The 21,145-nt window shown below is 70.2% G+C and carries 24 protein-coding genes; 15 read left to right on the top strand and 9 right to left on the bottom strand.

The window, feature by feature from the left end:
• Positions 1-334: 334 nt before the first annotated feature.
• Entirely contained in the window at positions 335-979 is a 645-nt protein-coding gene (locus tag ACZ63E_RS09920; protein ID WP_465335665.1) for an O-methyltransferase, read from the bottom strand.
• A gap of 211 nt (positions 980-1,190) precedes the next feature.
• On the opposite strand from ACZ63E_RS09920, the gene sigE reads away from it, so the two are divergent.
• Together sigE and ACZ63E_RS09910 are read left to right on the top strand one after the other, a co-directional pair.
• Positions 1,191-1,790 (top strand): RNA polymerase sigma factor SigE, encoded by a 600-nt coding sequence (gene sigE / locus ACZ63E_RS09915; protein WP_465336092.1) that lies wholly within the window; start codon positions 1,191-1,193, stop codon positions 1,788-1,790.
• Positions 1,787-2,446: an anti-sigma factor family protein gene (locus ACZ63E_RS09910; RefSeq protein ID WP_465335664.1), complete on the top strand. Its 660-nt coding sequence runs from the start codon at positions 1,787-1,789 to the stop codon at positions 2,444-2,446. Before sigE ends, ACZ63E_RS09910 begins: the two co-directional genes overlap by 4 nt.
• 1 nt (position 2,447) lies before the next feature.
• Here the strand turns inward: ACZ63E_RS09910 and ACZ63E_RS09905 are convergent, their stop codons facing one another.
• On the bottom strand, positions 2,448-3,296 hold the full coding sequence (locus tag ACZ63E_RS09905; protein ID WP_465335663.1) for an SDR family oxidoreductase: 849 nt from the start codon (positions 3,294-3,296) through the stop codon (positions 2,448-2,450).
• A 90-nt stretch (positions 3,297-3,386) separates the two neighbouring features.
• Between ACZ63E_RS09905 and ACZ63E_RS09900 the strand changes: the two genes are divergently transcribed.
• The 5 genes from ACZ63E_RS09900 (at position 3,387) to ACZ63E_RS09880 (ending at position 7,399) form a co-directional block, all read left to right on the top strand.
• Positions 3,387-3,956, top strand: a complete 570-nt coding sequence (locus tag ACZ63E_RS09900; RefSeq protein ID WP_465335662.1) for a TetR/AcrR family transcriptional regulator — start codon at positions 3,387-3,389, stop codon at positions 3,954-3,956.
• A gap of 100 nt (positions 3,957-4,056) precedes the next feature.
• Positions 4,057-5,574, top strand: a complete 1,518-nt coding sequence (locus ACZ63E_RS09895; RefSeq protein ID WP_465335661.1) for a S1C family serine protease — start codon at positions 4,057-4,059, stop codon at positions 5,572-5,574.
• 76 nt (positions 5,575-5,650) lie between these two features.
• Positions 5,651-6,067: a Sec-independent protein translocase protein TatB gene (tatB, locus tag ACZ63E_RS09890; RefSeq protein WP_465335660.1), complete on the top strand. Its 417-nt coding sequence runs from the start codon at positions 5,651-5,653 to the stop codon at positions 6,065-6,067.
• An 89-nt stretch (positions 6,068-6,156) separates the two neighbouring features.
• Positions 6,157-6,618 carry a hypothetical protein gene (locus tag ACZ63E_RS09885; protein WP_465335659.1) on the top strand — a complete coding sequence of 154 codons (462 nt, stop codon included), beginning with the start codon at positions 6,157-6,159 and terminating at the stop codon, positions 6,616-6,618.
• On the top strand, positions 6,542-7,399 hold the full coding sequence (locus ACZ63E_RS09880; protein WP_465335658.1) for a hypothetical protein: 858 nt from the start codon (positions 6,542-6,544) through the stop codon (positions 7,397-7,399). Before ACZ63E_RS09885 ends, ACZ63E_RS09880 begins: the two co-directional genes overlap by 77 nt.
• Here ACZ63E_RS09880 and ACZ63E_RS09875 read toward each other — a convergent pair.
• The 4 genes from ACZ63E_RS09875 to ACZ63E_RS09860 are packed head-to-tail and all read right to left on the bottom strand — an operon-like array spanning position 7,396 to position 11,232.
• Complete coding sequence (locus ACZ63E_RS09875) at positions 7,396-8,541, bottom strand: Mrp/NBP35 family ATP-binding protein (RefSeq protein ID WP_465335657.1); 1,146 nt, start codon at positions 8,539-8,541, stop codon at positions 7,396-7,398. The two genes, ACZ63E_RS09880 and ACZ63E_RS09875, sit on opposite strands and share 4 nt — an antisense overlap.
• A gap of 10 nt (positions 8,542-8,551) precedes the next feature.
• Positions 8,552-9,052 (bottom strand): DUF1003 domain-containing protein, encoded by a 501-nt coding sequence (locus tag ACZ63E_RS09870; RefSeq protein WP_465309361.1) that lies wholly within the window; start codon positions 9,050-9,052, stop codon positions 8,552-8,554.
• Entirely contained in the window at positions 9,045-10,322 is a 1,278-nt protein-coding gene (locus tag ACZ63E_RS09865) for a magnesium transporter MgtE N-terminal domain-containing protein (protein ID WP_465335656.1), read from the bottom strand. Before ACZ63E_RS09865 ends, ACZ63E_RS09870 begins: the two co-directional genes overlap by 8 nt.
• Before the next feature lie 10 nt (positions 10,323-10,332).
• Entirely contained in the window at positions 10,333-11,232 is a 900-nt protein-coding gene (locus ACZ63E_RS09860; protein ID WP_465335655.1) for an aminoglycoside phosphotransferase family protein, read from the bottom strand.
• A 93-nt stretch (positions 11,233-11,325) separates the two neighbouring features.
• Here ACZ63E_RS09860 and ACZ63E_RS09855 point away from each other — a divergent pair, with 93 nt between their 5' ends.
• Positions 11,326-12,237, top strand: a complete 912-nt coding sequence (locus tag ACZ63E_RS09855; protein WP_465335654.1) for a slipin family protein — start codon at positions 11,326-11,328, stop codon at positions 12,235-12,237.
• On the opposite strand, the gene ACZ63E_RS09850 is transcribed toward ACZ63E_RS09855, so the two are convergent.
• Positions 12,234-12,917, bottom strand: a complete 684-nt coding sequence (locus tag ACZ63E_RS09850; RefSeq protein ID WP_465335653.1) for a DUF4190 domain-containing protein — start codon at positions 12,915-12,917, stop codon at positions 12,234-12,236. The genes ACZ63E_RS09855 and ACZ63E_RS09850 overlap by 4 nt on opposite strands.
• 176 nt (positions 12,918-13,093) lie before the next feature.
• Here ACZ63E_RS09850 and ACZ63E_RS09845 point away from each other — a divergent pair, with 176 nt between their 5' ends.
• From ACZ63E_RS09845 to ACZ63E_RS09820, 6 genes are all read left to right on the top strand, one after another.
• Positions 13,094-14,290 (top strand): acyl-CoA dehydrogenase family protein, encoded by a 1,197-nt coding sequence (locus ACZ63E_RS09845; protein ID WP_465335652.1) that lies wholly within the window; start codon positions 13,094-13,096, stop codon positions 14,288-14,290.
• Between the two features lie 122 nt (positions 14,291-14,412).
• Positions 14,413-14,937 carry a YflT domain-containing protein gene (locus tag ACZ63E_RS09840; protein ID WP_465309454.1) on the top strand — a complete coding sequence of 175 codons (525 nt, stop codon included), beginning with the start codon at positions 14,413-14,415 and terminating at the stop codon, positions 14,935-14,937.
• Between the two features lie 242 nt (positions 14,938-15,179).
• Entirely contained in the window at positions 15,180-16,502 is a 1,323-nt protein-coding gene (locus ACZ63E_RS09835) for an ABC transporter substrate-binding protein (RefSeq protein WP_465335651.1), read from the top strand.
• Positions 16,499-17,470, top strand: a complete 972-nt coding sequence (locus ACZ63E_RS09830; RefSeq protein WP_465335650.1) for a carbohydrate ABC transporter permease — start codon at positions 16,499-16,501, stop codon at positions 17,468-17,470. Before ACZ63E_RS09835 ends, ACZ63E_RS09830 begins: the two co-directional genes overlap by 4 nt.
• Positions 17,470-18,309 (top strand): carbohydrate ABC transporter permease, encoded by an 840-nt coding sequence (locus ACZ63E_RS09825; protein WP_465335649.1) that lies wholly within the window; start codon positions 17,470-17,472, stop codon positions 18,307-18,309. The genes ACZ63E_RS09830 and ACZ63E_RS09825 overlap by 1 nt, the downstream gene beginning before the upstream one ends.
• Positions 18,310-18,311: 2 nt before the next feature.
• Complete coding sequence (locus ACZ63E_RS09820) at positions 18,312-19,493, top strand: ABC transporter ATP-binding protein (protein ID WP_465335648.1); 1,182 nt, start codon at positions 18,312-18,314, stop codon at positions 19,491-19,493.
• Between the two features lie 64 nt (positions 19,494-19,557).
• Here ACZ63E_RS09820 and ACZ63E_RS09815 read toward each other — a convergent pair whose 3' ends face one another.
• Positions 19,558-20,430 carry a hypothetical protein gene (locus ACZ63E_RS09815; RefSeq protein ID WP_465335647.1) on the bottom strand — a complete coding sequence of 291 codons (873 nt, stop codon included), beginning with the start codon at positions 20,428-20,430 and terminating at the stop codon, positions 19,558-19,560.
• Positions 20,431-20,716: 286 nt separating this feature from the next.
• Here ACZ63E_RS09815 and ACZ63E_RS09810 point away from each other — a divergent pair, with 286 nt between their 5' ends.
• Complete coding sequence (locus ACZ63E_RS09810) at positions 20,717-20,914, top strand: PspC domain-containing protein (protein WP_465335646.1); 198 nt, start codon at positions 20,717-20,719, stop codon at positions 20,912-20,914.
• Here ACZ63E_RS09810 and ACZ63E_RS09805 read toward each other — a convergent pair.
• On the bottom strand, positions 20,898-21,137 hold the full coding sequence (locus tag ACZ63E_RS09805; protein ID WP_465335645.1) for a DUF397 domain-containing protein: 240 nt from the start codon (positions 21,135-21,137) through the stop codon (positions 20,898-20,900). The genes ACZ63E_RS09810 and ACZ63E_RS09805 overlap by 17 nt on opposite strands.
• Between the last annotated feature and the right edge of the window lie 8 nt (positions 21,138-21,145).

The raw sequence follows: 21,145 nt of genomic DNA, 5'->3' as shown, positions 1-21,145 counted from the left end.
TCCCTACCCCGGCTCCCGAAACCACCCTGAGGGCCCCTGGAGCCCAGAATGTTTCGCCCACCCTCCCCCTGGCCGCGGGGGTCCCGCGGGGGCCCCCAACCCCCCCCCACCCCCCCCTCCCCGACACAAAAAGTCGCGGTCGGACCGAGGTGAGACGCAGCCCGCCGCGGCAGGGGCGACAGTCGCCGACGGCAGCTCGGCCGTGCGAATCCGACTTGCCGGAACCCCCGCCCAACCCAGGGGGGCGTCCCCGCTCCAGTCTACCGCCACCCCCGGACAAAACCGCCCGTGAGCAGGGAGTTGTCCACAGCCATCCGCCTCTGTGGACAACCGATCAAAGCGCCGCCGCCACCAGCAGACCGCCGCCCACCGGCAGCAACGCCGGAACCAACCGCTCATCCTCCCGGAACGCCCGCGCCACCTCCCGCAAAGCCAGCGTCTCCGGATCCCGGTGCGAAGGATCGATCACCCGCCCACCGACGAGCACGTTGTGGAACGCGATGATCCCGCCCCGCCGCAGCAGCGAAACGCCCAGCTCGTAACACCCCGGGTACTCGATGTGCGCCGAATCGACGAACACCAGGTCGTACCCACCCGGGGTCAGCCGCTGCAGCACGTCCAACGCCCGGCCGACGATCAACCTCGTCCGGCCCGGCGCATACCCCGCCTCGCGGAACGTCAGACGGGCCGCGCGCTGGTATTCCGGCTCGACGTCTATCGAGGTCAGGATGCCTTCGGGCGCCATTCCGCGCAGAAGGCTCAGGCCGCTCACCCCGGCGCCCGTGCCGACCTCGACCACGGCCTTCGCCCGCAGCGTCGCGGCCAGGAACCGCAGGGTCGCTCCCGCGCCCGCGCTGAGCGGGGTGCAGCCCAGGTCCTCGGCACGCGCCCGCGCCGAAGTCAGCACCTCGTCGTCGGGCAGGTACCCGTCGACGAACCCGGAGTCGGCCGGGGCGGCCGCGGGGGTGGGCGTGTTCACGCACGGAGGTTAGCGTTGGTTGTCGATAAATCCTCGCAGGCTCCCTGGTAAGCACCCCGGAAGAAGTTCTCAGCCTGCTCTCAGTCCAGTCTCACTAGAACCATAAGGAGTCCGGAGAGACTGAAACCCGACCACACGGGGAACACCGTGGCCACAGCCCGCGTTGGGTGGAGCAGACAGGAGAAACAAGATGGAGGTGCCTGCTCCCGCGATGCAGAACGCCGTTGCCGATAACGACGCCGACGCGGCTCAGCCCGTGTCCCTGGATGAAGCGGTCTGGACACCGCCGTCCTGGGACGAGGTCGTGCGCGAACACGGTGACCGGGTCTACCGGCTCGCCTACCGCCTGACCGGCAACACCCACGACGCCGAGGACCTCACGCAGGAGACCTTCATCCGGGTCTTCCGCTCGCTGGCGTCCTACAAGCCCGGCACGTTCGAGGGCTGGCTGCACCGGATCACCACCAACCTCTTCCTCGACATGGCCCGCCGGCGCTCGCGCGTGCGGATGGAAGGCCTGCCGGAGGACACCGACCGCATCGTGGGTGACGACCCGAGCCCCGAGCAGGTCTACTCGGACACGCACCTCGACCCGGATCTGCAGGCCGCGCTCGACGAGCTGCCGCCGGAGTTCCGCGCCGCCGTGGTGCTCTGTGACGTCGAAGGCTTGTCCTACGAGGAGATCGGCGCGACGCTCGGTGTCAAGCTGGGCACCGTCCGCAGCCGGATCCACCGCGGCCGTCAGGCGCTGCGCGCTTCGCTGGAGCGTCGGCGCACTTACACTCCGAAGTCTGCGAAGGTGTCGGTATGACCGCACCGCGAGGCTGGGGACTCCCCGAGTCGCACCTGCTACCGGACGTCGTGGTCGCGTTCGTGGACGGCGAGCTGTCCCACGGCCCCCGCGATCGCGCCGCGTCGCACATCACCCGCTGCCCGGCCTGCGCCGCCGAAGTGCGCGCGCAGCGCCAGACCGTCGAGGCGATCCGTCACGCGGGCGCGCCGTCGATGTCGGCGGGCTTCCTGGCGAGCCTGCAGTCCATCCCGCAGCACACGGAGCTGCCCAGCAGCCCGGACAACCTGGCGATCACGGCCGACGGCCAGCTCGTCGCGGTCCAGCGCCCCGACCGGGTCGCGGGCCTGCGTGACTCGGGTGTCCTCGGCGGCGTGGCTCCGCTGGGCTCGTCCGCGCCGCTCGGCCAGTCGCCGAACGTCCTGGGTGGCGGCCGCTTCAAGCGCCGCGCGGCTCAGGGCGCCGGTGTGGTCGTGTCCGGCCTGGTGCTGAGCGCGCTGGCGCTGGTGGGCACGACCGCGGACAGTGGTGACGGCAGCCCGGAGACCGGTGGCGGCGCCCCGCAGCCGGCGAACCTGCTGCCGGCCCAGATGGCCGTTCCCCACGGTGTGGTCCCCGCGCCAGCGTCGTCGACCCCGGTGAGCTCGCCGGCCGCGGTGCCCGCCGGCATCCGCTGAGTCACCCGAAGGCGACGGACGCCGCGAGGTCCTTCTGGCTCTCGAGCACGGCGAGGCGCTCGGTCAGCGCCGCGTGCACGGCGTCGTAGGTGTCCGAGCCGAGCGTGAGGCGCAGCGGCGGTTCGGGTCGGCGCGTGGACTCGTGGATGACGGCGGCCACCTTGGCCGGGTCGCCGGTGAACACACTCTCGTCGGCCGTCTCCAGGCTGCGGCGGATCCGGCCGACCGGGTGGTCACGGTAGGGCGCCGTCTCCGTTGTGTAGCGCAGGGCCGACGCGAACCCGGTGCGGGTGCCGCCGAGCTCGACCAGCGTCAGGTGGACGCCGAACGCGGCGACCTCGCGCCCGACGCTCTCGGTGAAGCCCTCCAGCCCCCACTTGCCCGCGTGGTACGCGCTGTGCGTCGGGATGGCGACCTGGCCGCCCATGCTGGAGATCTGGATGATCCGGCCGCCCCCCTGCTCCCGCATCGGCTTCAGGAACGCGCGGGTGATCAGCATCGGCGCCAGCAGAAGGACTTCGACTTGGTCGCGGACCTGCGAGACGGTCATCTCCTCGGCCGCGCCCACCACCGCGTACCCGGCGTTGTTGACCACGATGTCGACCGGCTCGGCGGCCAGCGTCCGGCTGACGACGGCCTCGACGTCGGCCGGCCGGGTGAGGTCGAGGACCGCCACCCGCAGCCGGTCGCCGTAGGCCTCCTCCAGGTCCGCCAGCGCGGCCGGACGCCGGACGGTCGCGGTGACCCGGTCGCCGTGGCGCAGCGCGTGCTCGACGAGGTGGCGGCCCAGTCCGCCGGACGCGCCGGTGACGAACCAGTGGCGCACGGCCTTGTCCTCGAGGGCGGGCATGACGACCTCCTGAAGTAGGCTCTTACCGGAATCCGTTCCGCTAAGACGACCTTAAACGGAATCCGTTCCGGAATGCAAGGGAGGAGCCGGATGCCGACCCGCCGGACGAGGAGCGACGCCGTGCAGAACCGCGCGCGGCTGCTGGAGGTCGCCGCGCGGGCGTTCGCCGAGCAGGGGCTGGACACCGCGCCCGCCGCCATCGCCAAGGCGGCCGGGGTCGGCGTCGGCACGCTCTACCGGCACTTCCCGACGCGGGAGGCGCTGGTCGACGCCACCTACCGGCACCAGCTCACCCGCGTCTGCGAGACCGTCGACGAGCTCGTGGCCGGCCATCCGGCCGCGGAGGCCACCCGGCGCTGGATGGCGCACTTCCTGGACTACGCCACCGCGAAGAGCGGCATGTCCGCGGCGCTCGACGCGGTCATCGCGTCCGGCGTCGACCCCTTCGCCGACAGCCACGCGCTGCTCACCCGCGCCGTCGGCACGCTCCTCGACGCCGGCGCCCGCGACGGCACGCTGCGCACCGACCTCGCTCCCGACGACGTCCTCCTGGCGATGGGCGGCACCGCGTACTCGGTCCGGCACGGCACGCCCGCCCAGGCCGGTCGGCTCGTCGACCTGCTCATGGACGCGCTGACCAAGGGCGCGGCGCCGCTGTGACACCGGGCAAGAAACAGCCACTTCACCGCCGTACCGGCAGACTCGGAGCACTGGGCTTGGGTATCGTCACGCCCAGCCACCTGATCTTCTGCACCGGGGAATGATGACCGAGCCGAACGTGAATCCCGAGCAGCCCGGCGCGAGCGAAGCCGACCGGCTGGGCCCGCGGCCGCTGGCGCGCCCGGCCGTCGATCCCGCGCAGGAGGCCGTTTTCGGCCGCCCGAGCGGTGTCGACGGGGCGTTCGACAAGCTCTACACCCCGCAGCGGGTCAACGGCGTGAGCCTCGCGCCGCCCGCGCCCGAGTCGCTCGCCGAAGCCTTCCGGCGGCCGCCCGGCGCCGAGGGCGTGTTGCTCGAGCGTCCCCGTGAGGCCACCGGGGAGCCGCAGGACACCGATCCGCCGCTGTGGAACAGCACTTCCGACCCGTGGCGCGATCCGGGGGCCGGCGCCGTGCTCGCCGGCCCCGCGATGCCCGCCGAAGACGAGGAAAAGCCCGCCCACCGTCCGCCGGGGGCGTTGCTCAGCCTGCCCGAGGTGCTGTTCGGCCGCCGCGTGCAGCCGAAGGCGCTCGTGCTGCTCGGTGTCGTCGCGCTGCTGATCGGCGCGGCCGGCGGTTTTGTCGGCTGGTGGGCCGGCGACACCGGCACCGAGCTCACCGGCTCCGCGACGATCTCCGAAGCCGAGGCCGCCAAGGAGCGTCCGGCGGGTTCGGTCGCCGAGATCGCCAAGCGCGTCGCCCCGGCCGTCGTCTCGCTCGAGGTCTTCAAGCCCGGCGCCGAATCCGGCGAGCAGGGCTCCGGCGTGATGATCGACCCGCAGGGCTACATCCTCACCAACGACCACGTGATCAGCTCCGCCGCCGCGGACCCGAGCGTCAAGATCACCGCGATCTTCGTCGACGGCACCCGTACCGACGCCAAGCTCGTCGGCACCGACCAGAAGACCGACCTCGCCGTGGTGAAGGTCAACGTCACCAACCCGACCGTGCTGCAGGTCGGCAAGTCGTCGGACCTGCAGGTCGGCGACACCGTGATGGCGATCGGCTCGCCGCTGGCGCTGCAGAACTCGGTGACCGCCGGCATCGTCAGCGCGCTGAACCGGCCGATCACCGCGGGCGGCGACAACGGCGCCGCGCCGGTCACCTACGAAGCCATCCAGACCGACGCCGCGATCAACCACGGCAACTCGGGCGGCGCGCTCGTCGACGCCACCGGCGCGCTGGTCGGCATCAACTCGTCGATCCGCTCGTCCAGCGCGGACGGCGGCAGCATCGGCATCGGCTTCGCCATCCCGAGCGACTACGCGATCAAGATCGCGAAGGCGCTGATCAAGGACGGCAAGGTCCAGCACGCCGACATCGGCATCAACGCGTCCTCGACGGTCGCCGGCTCGTCCACGATGGGCGCGCAGGTGAAGAACGTCGCGCCCGGCGGCCCGGCGGCGAACGCGGGCATCAAGGAGGGCGACGTCATCACGAAGATCGGCAACCGGCTGGTCCGCGACTCCGCGGAGCTGACGGTCGCGGTCCGCGCCCACGACGTCGGCGAAGTGGTCCCGGTGTCCCTGGCCCGCGACGGCGCGAGCTTCGTCGTCGACGTAACCCTGGCTTCCGACTGAGTTCCGACGTTCGGCCTGCCGGAGCGTGGCCGGTGACGAGTACGCTGAGCACGTAGGTTCCGAGCGGAGGTTGACGGTGTTCGACAGTGTCGGATGGGGGGAGATCCTCGTCCTCATCATCGCCGGTCTCTTCATCCTCGGCCCGGAACGGCTTCCCGAAGCGGCGTCCTGGATGGCGAAGAGCGTGAAGAAGGTCCGCGACTTCGCCACGGGCGCGCGAGAGCAGCTCCGCGAGGAGATGGGCCCGGAGTTCGACCAGCTGCGCAAGCCGCTGGAGGACCTGCGCGGGCTGCGCAACTTCGACCCGAAGCGCGTGGTGACGCAGCACCTGTTCGACGGCGACAGCGACCCGCTCGGCATCAAGGGCATCACGAACGGCACCCCGAACCTGAACGGCTCGAACGGGACGAACGGTTACACCGCAGGGCAAACGTCCCAGCCGGAGCCGCTCAAGCCGGGCGAGCGGCCGCCGATCGACCCGGACGCCACGTAAGTTCCGTTGTGCGCACGGGCCTTTGAGGTTGCCGTGCAACTTGCGTAACGCGTCTTGTGAACCCCGCGACTGTGCTGCGGGAGGTCTCAATGGCGGCGATCGAACGCATAAGAAGCTGGTACCGCACCACTTTCCGGACCCTGGCCGGGCTGCTGGCCTTCGGGGCCGTGGTCGTGATCGCCTACGGATCCGTGCAGTCCGCCGCGGTGCAGGCGGCGGCCGTCGGTCTGCTCGCCGCCCTGGCCGCGGTGATCTTCGGCGTGATCCTCGGGTTCCTGTTCGGCATTCCGCGCCGGGTCGAAGGAGAAACCGGCGGCAAGCCGGGGTACGCCGTCAACACGAACCTCGAGCAGGTGTCGGACTGGCTCACCAAGGCGATCCTGGGCATCGGCCTCGTCGAGCTGGGCAACCTCGTCACCGGCTTCGGAAGCCTGAGCAGAACGCTCGGCGCCGCGATGGGCGACTCCGACGTCAGTGTCGCGGCCGCGGGCGGGATCTTGGTGTTCTTCGCCCCCGTCGGGTTCCTCGGGGGCTACCGTCGACCTCGGTGAGCAGGTCCGGCTCAAAGCGCGCAAGGTCGGGGTCGCGCAGGAGGAACTGGCCGCCGGGGACGGCGACTTCGAGAACCGGGAGCCGCTGCTGGACATCCCGGCGCCCGAGGTCGATCAGGTCGCGGACCTGACCACGCTCTGGCGGGAGATCGAGGAGGTCCTGATCAGGCTGGCCGGCCCGGTCGGTGACGAGATCGGGAGTGTGGACGAGGTCGTCGCGGTGCTCCGGGGGCGCGGAATCCTCGACGAGACGATCGTCGACACGCTGCGCAAGCTCGCCGCCGCCGTCAAGGAGCTGACCGGCGGCGCGGTGCTGTCGGAGAAGGACAGCGCCGCGGTCCGGGCCGGTGGCGCGGAGACGCTCGCGGCCCTGGCGAGGTTGCGGCGGGTCGCGCCGGCGGCTTTCGAACAGCACGTCCTCGCCCGGCTGCGGGCGGTCGCCGCGCCGGAGTGGCAGGTCGACTTCGACGTCGCGTTCGAGGGCACCGCCCGGCGCCGGATCCGGGTCGACGCGATGGTGCGGAACGGTGACCGCGAGGTCGCGGTCGAGGTGCGGGCCCAGGTGGTGGGCAAGCGGGCGAGGTGGTCCAGGCTGGTCGACTGGCTGGAGCGGGTGCCGCGAGGCCTGCCCCTGCTCGTGGTGCTGCCGGACCACGCCGCGAGCGTGCGTTCCGCCGCGAGCGCCCAGCACCTGGACACCCTGCGGGTGCTGGAATGGGACACCGAAGCCGGGCAGCACCGGGAAGTCCTGCGCGAAATGCTGGAGGCCGGCTCGGCCTAGCGACCCGCGGGAGTCACGTTCAGCATCATCCCGGCCAACCCCCGAGCCCGAACGGTCAGCTTCTTCGCCGCTTCCTTCAGCACCACCGAAGCCGGCGCATCCGGCGCGGCCAGCACCAACGGCTCACCCGCGTCACCCTGCTCGCGCAGGCGGGGGTCCAGCGGCACCTGCCCCAGCAGCGGCACCTCCGACCCGATCGACTTCGACAGCGACGCCGCCACCGAAGCACCGCCGCCCGAGCCGAAGATCTCCAGGCGGGAGCCGTCTTCCTGCTCCAGCCACGACATGTTCTCGATGACCCCCGCCACGCGCTGACGCGTCTGCAGTGCGATCGCCCCGGCCCGCTCGGCCACCTCGGCCGCCGCCTGCTGGGGCGTCGTCACCACCAGGATCTCCGCGTTCGGGATCAGCTGGGCCACCGAGATCGCGATGTCGCCGGTGCCCGGCGGGAGGTCCAGCAGCAGGATGTCGAGGTCGCCCCAGAAGACGTCGGCCAGGAACTGCTGCAGCGCCCGGTGGAGCATCGGGCCGCGCCAGACCACCGGGGTGTTGCCCGGGGTGAACATGCCGATCGAGATCACCTTCACGCCGTGGGCCTGCGGCGGCATGATCATCGTGTCGACCTTGGTCGGCTTCTCGCGCGCGCCCAGCATGCGGGGGATCGAGTGGCCGTAGATGTCCGCGTCCACCACGCCGACCGACAGCCCGCGCTGGGCCATCGCCGCGGCCAGGTTCACCGTGACCGACGACTTGCCGACGCCGCCCTTGCCGGACGCGACGCAGTACACCCGCGTCATCGAGCCCGGCTGCGCGAACGGGATCACCGGCTCGTCGGTGTCGCCACGCAGGGACTTGCGCAGCTCGGAGCGCTGTTCGTCGCTCATCACGTCCAGCTCGACGCGCACGTCGGCGACACCCGGGAGCTTCGCCACCGCCTCGCGGGTGTCGTTCGTGAGCGTCGCCTTGAGCGGGCAGCCGGCCACCGTGAGGTAGATCCCGACGGTGACCACCCCGTCGTCGCCGACGACGACGTCCTTCACCATCCCCAGGTCGGTGATCGGTTTCTTGATCTCCGGGTCTTGCACGCTCTTCAGCGCGCTGCGGACGTCGTCGACGCTGGGGAGCTGCTGGGTGCTGGTCACCCGACCCATGTTACGAGCCGGTAGGAGTGCGCGGCTTCCTGGGCTTGACGTCGAGGTCGTCGCGCAGCCGGTCCAGCTCGCTGCGCAGGTAGTCCCGCGTCGCGACCTCGCCGACCGCGAGCCGCAGCGCGGCCAGCTCCCTGGCCAGGTACTCCGTGTCGGCCTTCGTCTGCAGCGCCCGGTTCCGGTCCTCCTCCAGGGAGACGCGGTCGCGGTCGTCCTGCCGGTTCTGCGCCAGCAGGATCAGCGGCGCCGCGTACGCCGCCTGCGTCGAAAAAGCCAGGTTGAGCAGGATGAACGGGTACGGGTCCCACTGCAGCGAAACCGCGGCCAGGTTCAGCACGATCCAGACGATCACGATGAGCGTCTGCCAGAACAGGTACTTCCCGGTGCCGAGGAACCGCGCGATCCGCTCGGTGAACCGCCCGAAGGAGTCCGGATCGATGTTCAGCTTGAACCGGTTCTGGCTGCGGGGCTGGTCGAGCCGCCGTCCCGAAGTCAGCTCAGGCACGGTCTTCCTCCAAGGTGTCGTGCAGGCCGGTTTCGCGCCAGTCCTCGGGCAGCAGGTGGTCGAGGACGTCGTCGACGGTCACCGCGCCGATCAGGTGGTCTTCGCTGTCGACGACCGGTCCGCAGGTCAGGTTGTACGCCGCGAAGTACCGCGTCACCTCGGCCAGCGACGCGCGTGGCTGCAGCGGCGGCAGCCCGGTGTCGACGGCGCTGGCCACGAGCTCCGCGGGCGGCTCCCGCAGCAGCCGCTGGAAGTGGACAACACCGACGTATCGGCCGGTCGGTGTCGCGGTTGGCGGGCGGCAGACGAACACCATGCTGGCCAGCGCCGGCGGCAGCTCGGCGTTGCGGATGTGCGCCAGCGCCTCGGCGATCGTCGTGTCCGGGGTCAGCACCACCGGCTCCGGCGTCATCAGGCCGCCCGCGGTGTCGGACGAGAACTGCAGCAGCCGCTTGACCGGCGCGGACTCCTCCGGCTCCATCAGCTCCAGCAGCCGGTTCTGCTCGGCCGGGGCCAGCTCGGCCAGCAGGTCGGCGGCGTCGTCGGGGTTCATCGCCTCGAGGACGTCGGCCGCGCGCTCCTCGGCCAGGTAGGCCAGCAGCTCCTTCTGGTCGTCGTCCGGCAGCTCTTCGATGACGTCGGCGAGGCGCTCGTCGTCCATCGCGTCGGCGACCTCGTGGCGCCGCTTGAGCGGCAGGTCGCGCACGGTCGCGGCGATGTCGGCCGGGCGCATCGTGTCGAACAGCATGAGCAGCTGCCCGGCGCCCTGGGGCTGCGCGCCGAGGTCGTTGAGGCCGAGGCCGGAGACCTCCGACCAGGGCAGCACCTGCATGGTCGCGCGACGGCGGGTCAGCCCCAGCCGCCGCTCGCGGATGGCCAGCTTGGCCAGCACCCAGTCGCGGGTGCGGGTCGGCTCCATCCCGGCGTCGACGACCGTGATCCGCGTTTCGGACCCGGCCAGCGTGGCGTGGGCGTCGAGGAGCTGGCCGAGGACCAGGACCTCGTTGGGGCGCTGGTTGAACTGGCGCATGTTGACCGAGCCGGTGGCGAGCGTCACGGCGGTCGGCTCGATCGAGGTGACCCGCAGCATCGGCACGAAGACCCGGCGGCGCGTGGTCAGCTCGACGACCAGGCCGAGGATCCGCGGCGGCTGGGCGTCCAGACGCAGGCCGGCGACCAGGTCGCGGACCCGGCCGATGGACTCGCCGTCGGGGCCGAATACCGGCAACCCGGACAGCTGAGCTGCGAAAACCCTGTTGACCGCGGCCATGCCGCTGACACTATCGGCTGGCTGCCCAGGGGGCGATTTCCGCCACTGTGACGAAGGCCGGGTCGTCGCTGTCCTCGTTGTCCTCTTCGGCCTTCCAAAGCCAGTTCTGCACCGCCCGCACGAGCGTCCACGCGCGCGCCGTCTCGGCGTCCAGCTCCTGCGAAGCGACGATCAGCGCGAACCGTTCGTCCAGTGTGGACTCGGTGAAGCGGTTCCAGAACAACGGGATCACGCCCCACTCGAGGTCGCCGGCGAGCGGTTTCGGGTCGATGACCAGCCACGGCTCGCGCGTGCCGGCCAGGACGTTCTGGAAGTGCAGGTCCTCGTTCACCAGAAGTTCGCCCGACGACGGCCCGAGCTCGCGGCAGATCGCGACGGCGTCGTCCACCAGCCGCCGGTCGAACGGCTCGCCCAGCTCGGTCCAGCGGCGGGGGAGCTCCTCGGTGAGGTCCGCGGCTTCGGTGCGCAGCCGCCGGGTCAGCGACGGCGGCGCGGGCACGGCCAGGCGCCGGGCCAGCTCGCCGAGGACCGGAATGGCTTCGCGCAGCGGGAGGTCGTCGAGGGTCCGCGTGGCGTCGAGTCGCTCCAGCAGCAGGACGCCGTCCTCGGGCGCGGAGTCCAGCAGCCGCACCGCACCGCGACCGGCCCATGTGGACAGTGCGAGCGGCTCGTCGGCGGATTCTTCGTCGCGCCAGCCCAGTTTCAGCACGACCGGTGTGCCGTCGGCGCGCCGCGCGGGCTGCACCACGCCGACGTACCCGTGCATCGCCTCGCCCTCGAAGGTGAGGTCCCACTTCCGGGCGTAGCCGGCGGCGAGCTCCGGCAACGCCGCCAGCCACGGGACGGCTTCGGGGCCGAGCACCCGCGGTGCCCGGCCGGCGAACAGCGGTGGGACGCGCAAGTCGTTCACCCCCTCAGCCTGGCAGCCGCGTCCAGCGCGTTTCGTCCTGCTCCGCACGGGCGTACGCTGGGATTTCAGGGGACGACAACCCCGGGAGCTGCCATGGTGGTGGAGATTCTCAGCGCCGTAGTCGTCGCGGGAGGTGCCTGGCTCGCGGCCAGCGTGCGCGTGGTGAAGCAGTACGAACGCGGGCTGGTCTTCCGGTTCGGGCGCGTCCGCGCCCAGGTCCGCGAACCCGGCCTGGCGATGCTGGTCCCGTTCGCCGACCGGCTGCAGAAGGTCAACATGCAGATCGTGACCCTGCCGGTGCCCGCCCAGGACGGCATCACCCGGGACAACGTCACCGTCCGGGTCGACGCGGTCGTCTACTTCAAGGTCATCGACCCGGTGATCGCGGCGGTCAACGTGCAGGACTACCGGTCCGCGGTCGGCCAGGTCGCCCAGACGTCGCTGCGCTCGATCATCGGCAAGAGCGACCTCGACGACCTGCTCTCCAACCGGGAGCGGCTCAACGAAGGTCTCGAGCTGATGATCGACAGCCCCGCGCTGGACTGGGGCATCCACATCGACCGCGTCGAGATCAAGGACGTCGCGCTGCCGGAGGCGATGAAGCGCTCGATGTCGCGGCAGGCCGAGGCGGAGCGGGAACGGCGTGCGCGCGTCATCTCCGCCGACGGTGAGCTGCAGGCGTCGCACAAGCTCGCGCAGGCCGCGGCGACGATGGCCGACACGCCCGCGGCGCTGCAGCTGCGGCTGCTGGAGACGGTCGTGCAGGTCTCCGCCGAGAAGAACTCGACGCTGGTGCTGCCGTTCCCGGTGGAGCTGCTGCGCTTCCTGGACTCGAACACGCGACGCGGGGTGTCCGCGGCCGACGCCGCCGAAGCCGCCGCGCCCAAGCCGGAACCCAAGCCCGAGCCGGAACCCGAGGCGGTGGAGGCGAAACCGGAGGCGAACGGCCACGCGGCGCCGGCGCCGCGCAGCCCGGGCGACGCCGCGTTGCCCGCCGCCGACTAGCTGTCGAGCTGCCCGTTCGTGCCCAGGATGATGATGGTGGTGAAGAAGCCGACCCACAGCGCGATGACGACGTAACCGATGATCACGGCGGCCGTGGCGAGCCCGCGGCCGCCGGCTTCGCCGCGGTTGGTCTTGCTCAGCGCGATGTGGCCCATGATGAGCCCGGCGAGCGCGGTGATGCCGGAGCAGAAGCCGAGGATCGAGCAGACCAGCGCGCCGATCGCCAGCGCGTTGTCCTGCTTGCGCGCCTGGAGGCCGTACCCGGGCTGGCCGAAGGGCGCCGGTGGCCCGTACGCCGGGCCGCCGTACGGGGACGGGTACGGCTGCTGGTAGGTCTGCTGCGGGTACGTCGGCTGCTGCGGGTAGGTGGGCTGCGGGTACACCGGCTGCGGCTGGCCCGGGGCGGCGTACGGCGTGCCGGGGATGTGCGCGGCGGGCGTCTCGAACGAGCCCGGCGGCAGCGGGGCGGGCTGCTCGGCGACGGTGGTGTCGCCGGCGCCCGGGTCCGCGACGGTGGTGTCGGAGACCGTGGTGTCGGCCGTGGCCGTGTCCGGCTCGGCGGTGGACGGCGGGTCGTAGCTCTCCGGCGTGTAGGACGGCGCCTCCGCGGGCGGCGGCGGCTCGTACGACACGGTCGGATCGGCGGCCGGACGGTCCTTGTCCCCGGACGGGTCGGTCATGACGGGTCCCCTCGCTTCGTGCAGGGCTCCAACGTTAGCCGCTCGGGTACGGCCGCCGGCGGGAGATCCACCCGGCGGAGCGTGAGCGCCCTCATAGCAGGGACGCGCGAACCGGGTCATACTCACCGGTAACCCAGCGCCGGGAGCCGGCGCGCGTCTCCAGGAAGGGAGCCGTGATGGCCCGCCTCGCCCAGACCGCCGGCCTGTCCGACGTGCAGTCGGAGATCCTCGCGACCGTCCGCTCGTTCGTGGACAAGGAGGTCATCCCGCACGCGCAGGAGCTCGAGCACTCCGACACCTACCCGGCGGACATCGTTGAGGGCATGAAGGAGATGGGCCTGTTCGGGATCACCATCCCGGAGGAGTACGGCGGGCTCGGTGAGTCGCTGCTGACCTACGCGCTGGTCGTCGAGGAGATCGCGCGCGGCTGGATGAGCGTGTCCGGCGTGATCAACACGCACTTCATCGTGGCGCACATGATCAGCCGCCACGGCACGGAGGCGCAGAAGCAGCACTTCCTCCCGCGGATGGCCACCGGCGAGGTCCGCGGCTCGTTCTCGATGTCGGAGCCGGACCTCGGCTCGGACGTCGCCGCGATCAAGACGCGCGCTCGCCGCGAAGGCGACGGTTACGTCATCGACGGCTCGAAGATGTGGCTGACGAACGGCGGCTCGTCGAACCTGATCGCGCTGCTCGTCAAGACCGACGAAGGCGCCGAGAAGGCCCACCAGAACCTGACGACGTTCCTCGTCGAGAAGCCGGAGGGCTTCGGCGAGGTGGTGCCCGGGCTCACCATCCCCGGCAAGATCGACAAGATGGGGTACAAGGGCGTCGACACCACGGAAGCGGTCTTCGACGGCTACCAGATCGGCGGGGACATGGTGCTCGGCGAAGCGCCGGGCCGCGGGTTCGCGTACATGATGGACGGTGTCGAGGTCGGCCGCGTGAACGTGGCGGCGCGCGCGTGCGGCATCGCGATCCGGGCGTTCGAGCTGGCGGTGGAGTACGCCCAGCAGCGCAAGACGTTCGGCAAGGCGATCGCCGAGCACCAGGCCGTGGCGTTCAAGCTGGCCGAGATGGCGACCAAGGTCGAGGCGGCCCACCTGATGATGGTGAACGCGGCCCGGCTCAAGGACTCGGGCGAGCGCAACGACGTCGAGGCGGGGATGGCCAAGCTGATCGCGTCCGAGTACTGCGCGGAGGTCACGCAGGACTCGTTCCGCATCCACGGCGGTTACGGGTACTCGAAGGAGTACGAGATCGAGCGGCTCATGCGCGAGGCGCCGTTCCTGCTGATCGGCGAGGGCACGAGCGAGATCCAGAAGACGATCATCAGCCGGGGGTTGCTGCGGGAGTACAAGTCCCGGTCCTGAGGCCTCGACGCCGGATTGTCGCTGTGTCGACAATTCGGCGTCCGGCCTTTCGGGGTAAGCGGCTCGCACGGTACGGGCGTTCTTGACAAGATGGACGCCCAGGACCCACGAGTGCGCAGGTGATGATGGTGAGTAGTCCCTTCGGCGGAGGCCGGGCGCCCCAAGGCCTGCCGCGCTTGCCGACCCCGCCGACCGGCTGGCCGATCGGCTCGTACGCGACCTATGGCGAGGCGCAGCAGGCGGTCGACTTCCTCGCGGACAGCGAGTTCTCCGTCAGCGACGTGACCATCGTCGGGGTCGACCTCATGCTCGTCGAACGGGTCATCGGGAAGCTCAGCTGGGGACGCGTGCTCGGCACCGGCGCGGTTTCCGGCGCCTGGTTCGGCCTGTTCGCCGGCCTGCTGCTCGGCCTGTTCGTCAACCAGGGCTTCGCGCTGCAGCTGCTCACCGGGCTCGTGCTGGGCGTGCTCTCCGGCCTGATGTTCGCCGCGATCGGGTACAGCATGTCGCGGGGGCGGCGGGACTTCTCCTCGGCGAGCCAGCTGGTCGCCGGCCGCTACGACGTCCTGTGCCAGCCGCGCTCGGCCGAGCAGGCGCGCGAGCTGCTCGCGAAGCTGGCGCTCAAGCCGCCCCCTGCCCACCCCTAGAAACCCCACCCCTAGCAGGGAAAAATCACAGTTCAGTCTGCAGTGGGCTGAATCGTTACCGATACTGCTTGCGGGGTGTGATCGCCCGGCATAAGTTGTCCGACACCAGTCGGGCGGCCTCGCCCATTCAGCGCGGCCGCCCGAGCACTAGCACGTCGGGGTGCTGGCGCGGTTCGCCTCATCGCGTCGCGGTGCCCACCGGGCGCCGCGGTAACCGGCGTGCACGCGGGTGAGGAGGCCTGATGGGGAAGAGGATCGGCGCGGGCAAACGGGGACGTTCGCCCGGCCGCACCGCGGTCCTGCTGGGGGCAGGGGCTTTGGTGACCGGCATGCTGACCGGTTGCGGTTCGGGTGGCGGGTTGAAGATCAACGTCTACTACGCGCCCGAAGACAGCTTTCAGAAAGTCGTCGACAACTGCAACCAGGCAGCGGGCGGCCGCTACGAGATCGTCTACAACAAACTGCAGCGCGGGTCGGACGACCAGCGCCTGCAGATGGCCAGGCGGCTCGCCGCGGGCGACACCGCGATGGACGTCCTCGGCCTCGACGTGACCTGGGTTTCGGAGTTCGCCGAAGCCGGGTGGATCGAGGAGTGGAAGGACCAGAACAAGACCGCGGCGTCCCAGGGCGTCCTGCAGGGCCCGCTGGAAACGGCGACCTACAACGGGAAACTCTACGCGGCCCCGAAGAACACGAACATCCAGCTGCTCTGGTACGACGACCGGATCACCCCGTCCGCGCCCAAGACGTGGGACGAGATGATCCAGAAGTCGCAGGAGCTCAAGGCGCAGGGCAAGCCGTACAGCATCGTCTTCACCGGCGCGCAGTACGAAGGTCTCGTCGTCTTCTACAACACGCTCGTCGAGTCCATGGGCGGGCACATCCTGTCCGACGACGGCAAGTCCGTCGTGATGGACGAAGGCGCGGTGAAGGCGCTCGCGCTGCTGAAGCAGATCACCGCGTCGGGGATCACCGACGCGTCGCTGACCAACTCGAAGGAGGACGACGTCCGGCAGACGTTCCAGCGCGGGGACGCCGCGTTCGAGCTGAACTGGCCGTTCGTCTACGCCTCCTACGCGAAGGACAAGGCGTCCGACGTCTCGCACTTCAAGTGGGCCGTCTATCCCGAGGCGCAGGCCGGGACCCCGGCCAAGACCACCATCGGCGGGTACGACCTCGCGGTCAGCTCGCTGTCGGCGCACAAGCCCGAGGCGTACGAAGCGGCGTTGTGCCTGCGCAGCGCGGAGAACCAGAAGTTCTCGGCGATCAACGACGGTGTGCCGCCGACCATCGAATCGGTGTACCACAACGACACCCCGCTCGACCCGTCGAAGCCGGCCGGTGACGACAACCCGAACATGGCGATCAAGTACCCGATGCGCGACTCCATCCTGGACGCGCTGAAGGACGCCGCCGTGCGGCCGCTGACCCCGGCCTACCAGAACATGTCGACGGTGATGTCGAAGGTCCTTTCACCGCCGGCCGAAATCGACCCGAAGGCCACCGCGGACAAGCTGCGCGAGCAGCTCAACGACGCGCTCCAGTCGAAGGGAGTGATCCCGTGACCGTTCAGGACTCGACCCCGGCCGACACCGCCGGGGCCACGGTCGCCGGGGAGGCGACGTCGGGCAGGAAGGGCAAACCCGCGCTCTCCGAAGGGAAGAAGGCCGAGCGGAAGCTCGGGCTGTGGCTGTGCGCGCCCGCGTTCGTCGTGATGATCGCCGTCACCGGCTACCCGATCGTCTACTCGATCTGGCTGTCGCTGCAGCGGTACGACCTGCGGTTCCCGGCGCAGCAGGAGTTCGTCGGCTTCGCCAACTACGGCGCCGTGCTGTCCAACTCGTACTGGTGGACGGCGTTCGGGACGACCATGTTCCTGACCGTCGTGTCGGTGGCGATCGAGTTCGTCCTCGGCATGGCGCTGGCGTTGGTGATGCACCGGACGCTGGTCGGGCGCGGGCTCGTCCGCACGGTCGCGCTGATCCCGTACGGCATCGTCACGGTCGTCGCGGCGTTCTCGTGGTACTACGCGTGGACGCCGAAGACCGGTTACCTGGCGAACTGGCTCGCCGCGGACGGCGCGCCGCTCACCGACCAGTGGCCGTCGTTGTTCATCATCATCGGCGCCGAGGTGTGGAAGACCACGCCGTTCATGGCGCTGCTGCTGATGGCCGGCCTGGCGCTGGTGCCGGACGACCTGCTCAAGGCCGCGGCGATGGACGGCGCGAGCGCGTGGCAGCGGTTCACGAAGGTGATGCTGCCGGTGATGAAGCCGGCGATCCTGGTGGCGCTGCTGTTCCGCACGCTCGACGCGTTCCGGATCTTCGACAACATCTACGTCCTCACCGGCGGCGCGCAGGACACCGGCTCGGTGTCCATGCAGACCTACGACAACCTGGTCAAGGGCCTCAACCTCGGGATCGGGTCGACGATGGCCGTGCTGATCTTCATCACGGTGGCGATCATCGCGTTCCTCTTCATCAAGGTGTTCGGCACGGCCGCACCGGGTTCGGACACGGGGGGTAAGCGCTGATGGTGATGGGAACCGTCACGACGGGCCGCAAGCTCAAGTGGGGCCTGGTCGACATCCTCGTGCTGGTGTTCGCGCTGGTGCCGGTGCTGTGGGTCGTTTCGCTGTCGTTCAAGACCAAGGACACGCTGACCGACGGGTTCTTCATCCCGCAGTCGTGGACCTGGCAGAACTACGCGGACATCTTCCAGACGTCGGAGTTCCTGCTGGCGCTGGTGAACTCGATCGGCATCGCGATCATCTCCACGGTGATCGCGGTGGTGCTGGGCACGATGGCCGCCTACGCGATCGCGCGGCTGGAGTTCCCCGGCAAGCAGCTGCTCGTCGGGCTCTCGCTGCTGATCGCGATGTTCCCGCAGGTGTCGCTGGTGACCCCGCTGTTCAACATCGAGCGGAACCTGGCGCTGTTCGACACCTGGCCGGGGCTGATCCTGCCCTACATCACGTTCGCCCTGCCGCTGTCGATCTACACGCTGTCGGCGTTCTTCCGGGAAATCCCGTGGGAGCTGGAAAAGGCGGCGAAGATGGACGGCGCGACGCCGGCCCAGGCGTTCCGGAAGGTGATCGCGCCGCTGGCCGCGCCGGGTGTGTTCACCACCGCGATCCTGGTGTTCATCTTCTGCTGGAACGACTTCCTGTTCGCCATCTCGCTGACGTCGACCACGGCGTCGCGCACGGTGCCGGCGGCGCTGTCGTTCTTCACCGGGTCGTCGCAGTTCGAGGACCCGACCGGGCAGGTGAGCGCGGCCGCGGTCGTGATCACCATCCCGATCATTGTGTTCGTGTTGTTCTTCCAGCGTCGCATCGTGGCGGGGCTGACCTCCGGTGCGGTGAAGGGGTAGTCATGGCTGAAATCGTCCTCGACAAGGTGTCGAAGAAGTACCCCGACGGCGCGCTCGCGGTGTCCGAAGTGGACATCACCATCGCCGACGGCGAGTTCATCATCCTGGTCGGCCCGTCCGGCTGCGGGAAGTCGACGACGCTGAACATGGTGGCGGGCCTGGAGGACATCTCCTCCGGCGAGCTGCGCATCGACGGCAAGCGCGTCAACGAGAAGGCCCCGAAGGACCGGGACATCGCGATGGTGTTCCAGTCCTACGCGCTCTACCCGCACATGAGCGTGCGGGAGAACATGGCCTTCCCGCTGCGGCTGGCGAAGGTCGACGACAAGACGGTGCGGGCGAAGGTCGAAGAGGCGGCGAACATCCTCGACCTCAACGCGCACCTGGACCGCAAGCCGGCCAACCTCTCCGGTGGCCAGCGGCAGCGCGTCGCGATGGGCCGGGCGATCGTCCGGAACCCGAAGGCGTTCCTGATGGACGAGCCACTGTCCAACCTGGACGCCAAGCTCCGCGGCCAGATGCGGACGTCGGTGTCGAAGATCCAGAAGCAGCTCGGCACGACGACGCTGTACGTCACGCACGACCAGACCGAGGCCATGACCCTGGGCGACCGGGTCGTGGTGCTGCGCGGCGGGTACGTGCAGCAGATCGGCGCGCCGCAGTTCCTCTACGACAACCCGGCGAACCTCTTCGTCGCGGGGTTCATCGGCTCGCCGTCGATGAACTTCGTCCCGGCGACGCTGGAGAACAACGAGCTGCGCAGCCCGCTGGGCACCACGCCGCTCACCGACCGGGTCCGGCAGCTGGTGGAGAAGGCGAACGCGCCCCGCGAGGTGCTGGTCGGCATCCGGCCGGAGCACTTCGAGGACGCGGCGCTGGTCGACGCGGCCCAGAAGTCCGGCGGCGGCACGTTCACCGCGCACATCGACGTGCTCGAGTCGATGGGCTCGGAGAAGTTCGCCCACTTCACGGTGGAGGGTGACGCGGCGACGTCCGCGGAGCTCGCGGAACTGGCCGCGGACAGCGGTTCGGCCGACGTGCCGGGCTCGGAGTCCCAGATCGTCGCGCGGCTCTCGGCGGAGTCGTCGGCGAAGGAGAACTCGGACCTCGAGGTCTGGTTCGACGCGGACAAGGTCAAGCTGTTCGACCCGGCCAACGGCAAGAACCTCACCTACGAGGACTAGCCTGCCGCAGCTCGTCGTGAGTGGTAATTGGGGTTAGAACCCTAATTACCACTCACGACGGCGTTCAGGCTCGGGGGAGCTTCGGGAGCAGGACCGCGGCGGCGGTGCGGGCCACGCCGCAGGTGGCGTCGTTCGCCGTGCCCGCCGTCTCGACCACGCTGATCTCCGCCAGTTCGCGGTGGCCGGGCAGGCCCGGGGCCGGCTGGCTGGTGTCGACCAGGCAGAACGCGCCGGACTGACGCAGCCGGGCCTCGCGGCCGCCGATCTGCTCGTCCGAGACGGCCGGCATCTGCGGTTCGATCGTCTCCACCGTCAGCTTGAAGCTGACCTTGCCGCGGAAGCAGCTGTGCCCGGACAGCCCGGTCGTCGGCCGGGTGCCGGCGCCCGAGACGGCGTCGAGCTCGTGGCTGTCGAGCATCGCGCACGGCAGCACCAGGCCCCACGACGTCTCGGGGAACGTCAGCCGCTTGACCTTGTTGCCGGTGATGGCCGTGAGCGCCGAGCCGACGGCCGCGTCCGCGACCCCGCAGCGTTCGGCCTGGTTGCCGCCCTCGTCGGTCACCGAGAGGTCGAGCCGGTTGCCGTCGGCGAAGGTGATCGCGCGGGTGCAGGCGCTGCGGTCGTTGAACATCGACTGCTGGATCGCGACGCCGTCGGGCACCTGCCCCGCGTAGGCGTAGGGCTTGATGTTCGGGTCGGAGTCGAAGGCCAGCGGCCCGACGAGGATCGTCCGCGGGCCGGCCTGGGCCAGGCAGCTTTCGAACGTCGGCGTGGCGACGGCGCCGGGCGCGACCTCGGGCACGTCGAGCAGGCTGCAGTAGTCGACGGTGCCGAAGTCGCCGAGCGCGGCGCCCGCGGTCAGCGGCGTGGGACCGGACGTCTGCTCGGGCGCGGCCTGCGTCGTGGCGCAGCCCGCCGCGAGCAGGGCACAGAGCATTACGACGGCCAAGCTTTTCCAACGCGGGTACACGGGGCGTAAGTATCACCACATCGGGGCGAAAAAACAGCCCTGACGGGGACATCTCTCAGTATTTTCCGCATCGCGCGCGGAGAACGCGCAGGTCACCGGTTTCCCGGCCCGACGACGGCGGAATCCGCAGTGCCTGAACGTCTTTCGCCTTTACCGTCCCCTAAGGGAGCGATCCTTCCCGCGAGCGATGCGGAACCGGGTGCTCCGGTGGTGAAGTGGGGACAAGAGGAAGTTCGAGGAAAGGGAAAAGACGATGAGCGCACCGGTCACCAGGGGGTCCCTGTCCCGCCCGCGCCACGGCCGCATGATCGGCGGCGTCTGCGCCGGTCTCGCCCAGCGGTGGGGCATGAAGACCGGCACCGTGCGGCTGCTGGCCGTGCTGAGCTGCCTGCTGCCCGGGCCGCAGTTCGTGGCTTACCTGATCCTGTGGGCAGTCATCCCGTCCGAGTGACGGCGGTGAGGAAGCCGCGCCAGGCGGAGGTGCCGACGGTGAAGTGCGGGCCGGAGGGGTCCTTGGAGTCGCGGACGGCTACAGCGGGGGAGGCGAAGGCCACCTCGACACAAGCGGTGTTCTCGCCGCCGCTGTAGCTGCTCTTGCGCCAGGCGAACGCCACTTCGACGCAGGCCTGGTACTCGTCGCCGCTGTAACTGCTCTTGCGCCAAGCCAGTTCCACAGCTCACC

The organism is Amycolatopsis sp. NPDC104819 (genome assembly GCF_055583145.1).
This window is presented reverse-complemented; position numbering and strand designations above follow the sequence as displayed.

What these genes read in the sequence shown, in the direction of transcription:
- sigE (WP_465336092.1), top strand. Translation starts at nt 1,191, where the DNA reads ATGCAGAACGCCGTTGCCGATAACGACGCCGACGCGGCTCAGCCCGTG.
- ACZ63E_RS09910 (WP_465335664.1), top strand. Translation starts at nt 1,787, where the DNA reads ATGACCGCACCGCGAGGCTGGGGACTCCCCGAGTCGCACCTGCTACCG.
- ACZ63E_RS09905 (WP_465335663.1), bottom strand. Translation starts at nt 3,296, where the DNA reads ATGCCCGCCCTCGAGGACAAGGCCGTGCGCCACTGGTTCGTCACCGGC.
- ACZ63E_RS09900 (WP_465335662.1), top strand. Translation starts at nt 3,387, where the DNA reads ATGCCGACCCGCCGGACGAGGAGCGACGCCGTGCAGAACCGCGCGCGG.
- ACZ63E_RS09895 (WP_465335661.1), top strand. Translation starts at nt 4,057, where the DNA reads ATGATGACCGAGCCGAACGTGAATCCCGAGCAGCCCGGCGCGAGCGAA.
- ACZ63E_RS09885 (WP_465335659.1), top strand. Translation starts at nt 6,157, where the DNA reads ATGGCGGCGATCGAACGCATAAGAAGCTGGTACCGCACCACTTTCCGG.
- ACZ63E_RS09865 (WP_465335656.1), bottom strand. Translation starts at nt 10,322, where the DNA reads ATGGCCGCGGTCAACAGGGTTTTCGCAGCTCAGCTGTCCGGGTTGCCG.
- ACZ63E_RS09855 (WP_465335654.1), top strand. Translation starts at nt 11,326, where the DNA reads ATGGTGGTGGAGATTCTCAGCGCCGTAGTCGTCGCGGGAGGTGCCTGG.
- ACZ63E_RS09850 (WP_465335653.1), bottom strand. Translation starts at nt 12,917, where the DNA reads ATGACCGACCCGTCCGGGGACAAGGACCGTCCGGCCGCCGATCCGACC.
- ACZ63E_RS09845 (WP_465335652.1), top strand. Translation starts at nt 13,094, where the DNA reads ATGGCCCGCCTCGCCCAGACCGCCGGCCTGTCCGACGTGCAGTCGGAG.
- ACZ63E_RS09840 (WP_465309454.1), top strand. Translation starts at nt 14,413, where the DNA reads ATGATGGTGAGTAGTCCCTTCGGCGGAGGCCGGGCGCCCCAAGGCCTG.
- ACZ63E_RS09835 (WP_465335651.1), top strand. Translation starts at nt 15,180, where the DNA reads ATGGGGAAGAGGATCGGCGCGGGCAAACGGGGACGTTCGCCCGGCCGC.
- ACZ63E_RS09825 (WP_465335649.1), top strand. Translation starts at nt 17,470, where the DNA reads ATGGTGATGGGAACCGTCACGACGGGCCGCAAGCTCAAGTGGGGCCTG.
- ACZ63E_RS09820 (WP_465335648.1), top strand. Translation starts at nt 18,312, where the DNA reads ATGGCTGAAATCGTCCTCGACAAGGTGTCGAAGAAGTACCCCGACGGC.
- ACZ63E_RS09815 (WP_465335647.1), bottom strand. Translation starts at nt 20,430, where the DNA reads ATGCTCTGTGCCCTGCTCGCGGCGGGCTGCGCCACGACGCAGGCCGCG.
- ACZ63E_RS09810 (WP_465335646.1), top strand. Translation starts at nt 20,717, where the DNA reads ATGAGCGCACCGGTCACCAGGGGGTCCCTGTCCCGCCCGCGCCACGGC.